General features: G+C 52.7%; 4 protein-coding genes. 1 reads left to right on the top strand and 3 read right to left on the bottom strand.

The window, feature by feature from the left end; genetic code table 11:
• The first annotated feature begins 224 nt into the window (after positions 1-224).
• Entirely contained in the window at positions 225-1526 is a 1302-nt protein-coding gene (locus EPIR_RS13085; protein ID WP_023655916.1) for an MFS transporter, read from the top strand.
• On the opposite strand, the gene EPIR_RS13080 is transcribed toward EPIR_RS13085, so the two are convergent.
• The 3 genes from EPIR_RS13080 to EPIR_RS13070 form a co-directional block, all read right to left on the bottom strand.
• Positions 1527-1847: a YfiM family lipoprotein gene (locus tag EPIR_RS13080; RefSeq protein WP_023655915.1), complete on the bottom strand. Its 321-nt coding sequence runs from the start codon at positions 1845-1847 to the stop codon at positions 1527-1529.
• Between the two features lie 19 nt (positions 1848-1866).
• On the bottom strand, positions 1867-3225 hold the full coding sequence (pssA, locus tag EPIR_RS13075) for a CDP-diacylglycerol--serine O-phosphatidyltransferase (RefSeq protein ID WP_023655914.1): 1359 nt from the start codon (positions 3223-3225) through the stop codon (positions 1867-1869).
• Between the two features lie 72 nt (positions 3226-3297).
• Entirely contained in the window at positions 3298-5991 is a 2694-nt protein-coding gene (locus tag EPIR_RS13070) for a bifunctional acetate--CoA ligase family protein/GNAT family N-acetyltransferase (protein WP_023655913.1), read from the bottom strand.
• Positions 5992-6000 lie beyond the last annotated feature (9 nt).

The raw sequence follows: 6000 nt of genomic DNA, 5'->3' as shown, positions 1-6000 counted from the left end.
AATAAAGCAAAAGGCCATCCTTCGGGGTGGCCTTTTTGCGTTATGAATATTCCATTTACATCCATTACTTACACCTTCCCTCTAGCAATTGTCAGCTCCAGCTCACAAAATACGCGTCGAACAGATTTAAAATAATCTCGTAACAAACAGCCGGTTGATATAACTGATACATTAAATTCCTTTGGTGCTTAGCAAAGCAGGGACTCATTCACGAGGTGTATTTAATGACAGACTCCATCACCACCCATAATACGCAGGGAAAAGACTCGGTTACCACCCATCAGCGCATCTGGGCCATTGTAGGTGCCTCTTCAGGTAACCTTGTAGAGTGGTTCGATTTCTATGTCTATTCATTCTGCTCACTTTATTTCGCTCATATATTCTTTCCAAGCGGTAATCCAACGACCCAACTCTTACAGACGGCGGGGGTATTTGCCGCAGGTTTCCTAATGAGGCCGATAGGTGGCTGGATTTTTGGTTATATTGGCGATAAACATGGACGCAAAACCTCCATGTTGATCTCGGTATGCATGATGTGTTTTGGTTCACTGGTCATTGCCTGTCTTCCCGGTTACAACACGATTGGCGTTTGGGCACCCGCGTTGCTGCTGCTGGCCCGTCTGTTTCAGGGATTGTCCGTTGGTGGGGAATATGGCACCAGCGCGACCTATATGAGTGAAGTCGCTATAGAGGGACGAAAAGGGTTTTATGCCTCTTTTCAGTATGTCACCCTAATTGGAGGACAGTTGCTGGCGCTGTTAACCGTAGTGGTACTGCAACAAGTGTTGTCAGATACAGAGCTACGTGACTGGGGATGGCGGATTCCGTTCGCGTTGGGAGCTTTGCTGGCCGTGGTGGCGCTCTATCTGCGACGCTCATTAAATGAAACCTCAGATAATAAAACTCGTGCGCATAAAGATGCCGGGTCGCTGAAAGGACTGTGGAAACATCGCCGTGCTTTTCTTATGGTTCTCGGCTTCACCGCCGGAGGCTCCCTTAGTTTCTATACCTTTACCACTTATATGCAGAAGTATCTGGTCAATACCGCAGCGATGGATCATAAAACGGCCAGTATGCTGATGACTGGGGCGCTATTTATTTTTATGTTGCTTCAGCCATTGATCGGCGCCCTGTCGGATAAAATTGGTCGACGCTATTCGATGTTAATCTTTGGTGCTTTGGCTGCGATTTGTACCGTGCCAATTCTGACCATTCTACAAAGCGTGACTAGTCCTGTAATGGCATTTGTGCTGGTGATGCTGGCATTGGTGATCACCAGTTTCTACACCTCGATCAGTGGGATCCTGAAAGCAGAGATGTTTCCACCGGAAGTCAGGGCGTTGGGGGTCGGATTATCCTATGCGGTTGCTAATGCGCTGTTTGGTGGGTCAGCGGAGTATGTTGCTCTGTCTCTGAAAGCTGCGGGCAGTGAAACCAGTTTCTTCTGGTACGTATCGGGAATGGGGGCGGTGGCGTTCTTTGTCTCGCTGATGTTGCATCGGCGTGGACAGGGCCTGAAGCTGTAATTACCGGCCAATATTCCATAAGACATAGCCGGTGGCTGCGCCGGCTATATCCCAGCTAAAATCCTTCCAGCTCCAGCCTGTCCCGTCCGCGCGGCTGTCGTACAGCTCCTTTGCGGCCCCCAGACTTAGGGAAAATAAAATCCCGAAGCCTGCACTGTGGCCCTGGCCCCAGTTCTGACGGTCGCCGTACGCATTCCCCGCTGCGGCAAAAAAAGCGGAAGAGAGGAAATGCTGAGCTTTATCACGCCCGGTCCACTCATCTTTCGCCATATGAGCGCAGCCGCTACAAAACAGCAGGCAGATAAGCAGGAGAATACGCATACAGGCAGCGATAACCTTATCAGAGAATACGGCTGATAAGCCGATCTATACGAATACGTCGCAGCCGACGAATCAGCTTGCGCACCTTAACCGGATAATCGGCGATGCTTTCCAAATCGTGGAAATGCTGCACGCGGGTAGTGTGTTCGCGGATAAGGTTAAGTTCCCGATCGCGTTGTTCGGCCAGCTGTTGCAGAGGATCGTGGATCAGCACCGCATTTTCCAGATCCAAACGCCATGCGCGCGGATTCAGGTTATTTCCGGTCACCATCATCCATTCGTCATCCACCCATAACCCTTTCAGGTGATAGCTATTCTCGCCATCCTTCCACAGACGTACGGTTAACTGCTCACTGTCGACGTAATATTGCAGCCGACTGAGAAAACGCCGCAGGTTAATTTCATACAGATAGGGCAATGCGCTGATGATCTTAAATGGCTGATCTTGAGGAATATAGAAATCGTTGGCGGTTTTATCTCCGACGATGATCTCCACCTCTTTGCCTCGCCGCAGCAGCCAGATAATGTTGCGTACCAGAATGGCCGGCAGGTTGAAATAAGGGGTACAGATCGTCAGCTTGTGCTCGGCACAGGGCATCAGATGGAAAATGGTCTTATTGAGCAGGCTGCGTTTTCCCAGACCGACCAGCGGAGTCACGGACAGCTCCTCGTTGCTGGCAACACCTTCGAATTCATAATCAAAGCCGCGCAACTCTTGGCGGAACTGGCGGGTTTCATTTTTGATTTCCGGGCTGGTTGGACGCTCCAGACGATTAAGGCGGTGCACGGCTTCAGCCTGAATCAAATTTGTTTCGACCCAGTCGAACAGGGTGTCGGCAAGTACCTGATTGCCAATCAGCTGATAGCGGTCATAGCGGTATTTGTCTTTCTGATGCAGATAAACATCATTGAAGCTGGCACCGGTATACAGCACGGTATCATCAATAACTGAGCCTTTTAAATGCAGTACACCGAGCGCTTCACGCGTATTAACGGGAACACCATAAACGGGAATGTTCGCATCGGGATGCTGACTGGCCATTTCACAATACCAGTCGGCGTTAGTGACCCCAGCAGCAGCCCCGATACGGCCTCGTTGAGCACGGTGCCAGTCGACCAGCACGCGAATATCCAGCTCCGGGCGACGTTGTTTTGCGGCATAAAGCGCAGCGAGGATGGCGCGACCACCCTCATCGTTTTCCAGGTAGAGCGCGACAATGCAGATACGACGGGTGGCAGAGGCAATCTTTTCCAGTAGCGTCTGACGAAAATCTGACGGTGAGAAAAGCGTACTGAAATCAGCTGCTGACTGCGGAATTTTTGGCAGCTGAGCAAGGTGCTGTTGGTGTTTATTGCGTTTAAATTTGGTCAACATCACAGTGCGTTGCTTCCCCGTTTATGGAATGGCCTTTGACCACAGAATAAAAGACTCTAACCGCACATAATACCACTAGATTTTCCCGATGGTAGTAGATTTACTTTTCCGTACCTCATCCTGTTTCTGCAATGGCAGCATAAGGCTGACGATACCATCCTCCAGCTGGATATTAATCTCAAATCCTAACTTGCGTGCCAGTGACATCATGCCCTGATTGCCCGGCATGGTAATGCCATTCAGCTGCTGTAAACCATGCTGACGCGTATAGATAATCATTTTTTCCAACAGACGACGACCGAGGCCTAAACCTTTTAAGTCGGATCGCACCAGCACAGAAAATTCTGCATCAACATTATCGGCATCGGAGATGGCGCGAGTCACCCCAATGATCTCACTCAAATCGTCACACTGTCGCACCGCAACGATGGCCATTTCTCGGTCGTAGTCGATTTGCGTCATGTTCGCCAAATCTTCATGGGTGAATTCATTGATCTCACTAAAGTACCGATAATAAAGATCTTCTTTGGTTACCCGGGAGATAAACTGCTGAAGCAGCGGCTCGTCTTCCGGCAGGATTGGGCGAAAAAGAGTGCGCTGGCCATTTTTAAGCTGAACGGTTTCTTCCAGCTCGTGTGGATAAGGGCGTATTGCCAGCCGGGCCTGTGCATCGCCGTGGAAATGCGCCAGCTGGAGCGTGACGTCCAGCAGTGTAAACCCGGTATCACTGGCCAACAGCGGATGGATCTCTAAACGAACAATTTCCGGGCAGTCCACAATCAGATTTGATACCTGAACCAGCACCTGGGTCAGCCCGTCAAGATTCAGCGCATGCAGTGCGCTGCGCCCGCCTATTTTACCCTTGACGATGGCCTGTTTTACCAGATAGCGCGCCAGCGTCATATTAAGCGGCGGCAGGGCGGTTGCGGCCTGACGATCGTCCGACCAGGGGGAACCTCCCTCACCGAGCATAATGACTGGGCCAAACAACGGATCCTGTTCCACCACCACCCGCAGCTCATGGCCTCCGGCCCGGTTTGCCATGCTCTGTACCAAGAGTCCCTGTATGCGTGCCTGTGGCCACGCAGCACTGGCACGATCGACAATTGCATTGGCTGCCTGCTGCACTTCATCGGCCGTGCGCAGGAACAGCATCACCCCCTGAACTTCCGATTTATGTGGGATATCCGGCGAGCGCAGTTTCAACGCCACCGGATAGCCGATTTGCCCGGCAATTTGCATGGCCTGCGAGCTGTCGCTAGCAATCCAGGTGGGAGGCGTGTTCAACCCATATGCCTGCAAAATCGGCTGCACCTGGTGAGTATCCAATGACGTCATGCCGTCCGCCAGGGCGCGCTGGATTATCCGGTGGGCATCGCTGGTGTTGGCGGTGAGATTAGGTGGCAGTGCCGGTGTTTCGCGCAGCTGCTTCTGATTGCGGCGATACTCCACCATATGCATAAAAGCACTGACCGTTCCTTCTGGAGTACGGTAAGTGGGAATTCCTGCTTTATTAAACAACAGACGGGCCTGCTGTGAGGAGAATTCGCCGCACCAGTTAGTCAGCAAGGTGATCTGCCGCGCGCGCGGATGCTGTTTTACCCGCTCAATGATTTTTTGCGCGGTGAGTGAGGCGGGCGCTACCGCACTGGGAGCATGTATGATCAACAGCGCATCAAGATCGTGGCTGTCGAATAGCATTGACAGCACCTGCAAATAACGCTCTGGCGTTGCATCATCTTTGAGGTCGAGTGGATTACCCGCAACGTCTCCAGCGGGCAGCACTGACGTTAATGAGGTGAGTAAAGGCTCATTCAGGGTGGCGAGCTTGCCGTTACGGGCATACAGCGCATCAAGGGCCAATGCTGCTGGCGCAGCGCCGTTACTGACGATCATCAGCCGCTCACCGCGCAGTGGGCGCATATAACTGAGCGTTTCAACCGCCGAGAACAATTCGTGGGTATCCTGTACGCGCAGCAACCCCGCGCGTTGTATGGCTGCATCCCAGGCGGCATCCATTCCACCCTGAGTATTGAGCAGGCGCTGGGCCTGCGGACTTCTTCCGCTTTTAATCACCACAATCGGCTTATTACGTGAGGCGCTACGTGCGGCAGAAACAAAACGCCGCGCATCGCTAAGGTGTTCCAGATAAAGCAAGATCGCGCTAGTTTTCCCATCACGGGCGAGAAAGTCCAGCAGATCATCGGCATCAATATCCAGACTGTCACCCAGCGCGATAAACCATGAGAATCCCAGCTGGCGCTGCTGCGCCCAGTCAAGAATGGTGTTAGAAACCGCAGACGATTGTGAGATAAAGGCCAGCTTTCCTGGCCTGATGGGAACCGGTGAGAAACTGGCATTCAGCCCTTGCCAGGGGGCCAGCAGGCCAAGACTGTTAGGGCCAAGCAGACGGATCTGCCAGCGGCTGGCACAGGCTTTCAGCTCGGGTAGCTGGTCGCGCGGAGCAGAGAGGACGATACAGGCTTTGCAACCGCGCTTGCCCAGCGCACATAATAATTCCAGGTTACGCCGCCCGTGAGTGCAGATAATCGCCAGGTCCGGGGAAAGGGGCAGGCTGGCGATATCAGGCCAGGTCAGCACGCCACATACCGCCTGATATTTGCGCGTGACCGGTAGCACCGGGCCGCTGAAGCCACCGGCCAGCAGATTACGCATCATCAAATAGCCGGCACGCTCTGGCCGGGTGGAGGCACCAATAACCGCAATGGATTTCGGTCTTAACAGAGCTTCTAGTCCGCGCTGGCTCATCACCGCTCC

This window comes from Erwinia piriflorinigrans CFBP 5888, assembly GCF_001050515.1.
In the GTDB taxonomy this organism is placed as follows: Bacteria; Pseudomonadota; Gammaproteobacteria; order Enterobacterales; family Enterobacteriaceae; genus Erwinia; species Erwinia piriflorinigrans.
Note: the sequence above shows the minus strand (reverse complement) of the source record. Positions and strands in the feature narration are given on the sequence as shown.

Bases quoted from the DNA above. Each gene is read 5' to 3' on its own strand.
- EPIR_RS13080 (WP_023655915.1), bottom strand. From the start codon at position 1,847: ATGCGTATTCTCCTGCTTATCTGCCTGCTGTTTTGTAGCGGCTGCGCT.
- EPIR_RS13070 (WP_023655913.1), bottom strand. From the start codon at position 5,991: ATGAGCCAGCGCGGACTAGAAGCTCTGTTAAGACCGAAATCCATTGCG.
- EPIR_RS13085 (WP_023655916.1), top strand. From the start codon at position 225: ATGACAGACTCCATCACCACCCATAATACGCAGGGAAAAGACTCGGTT.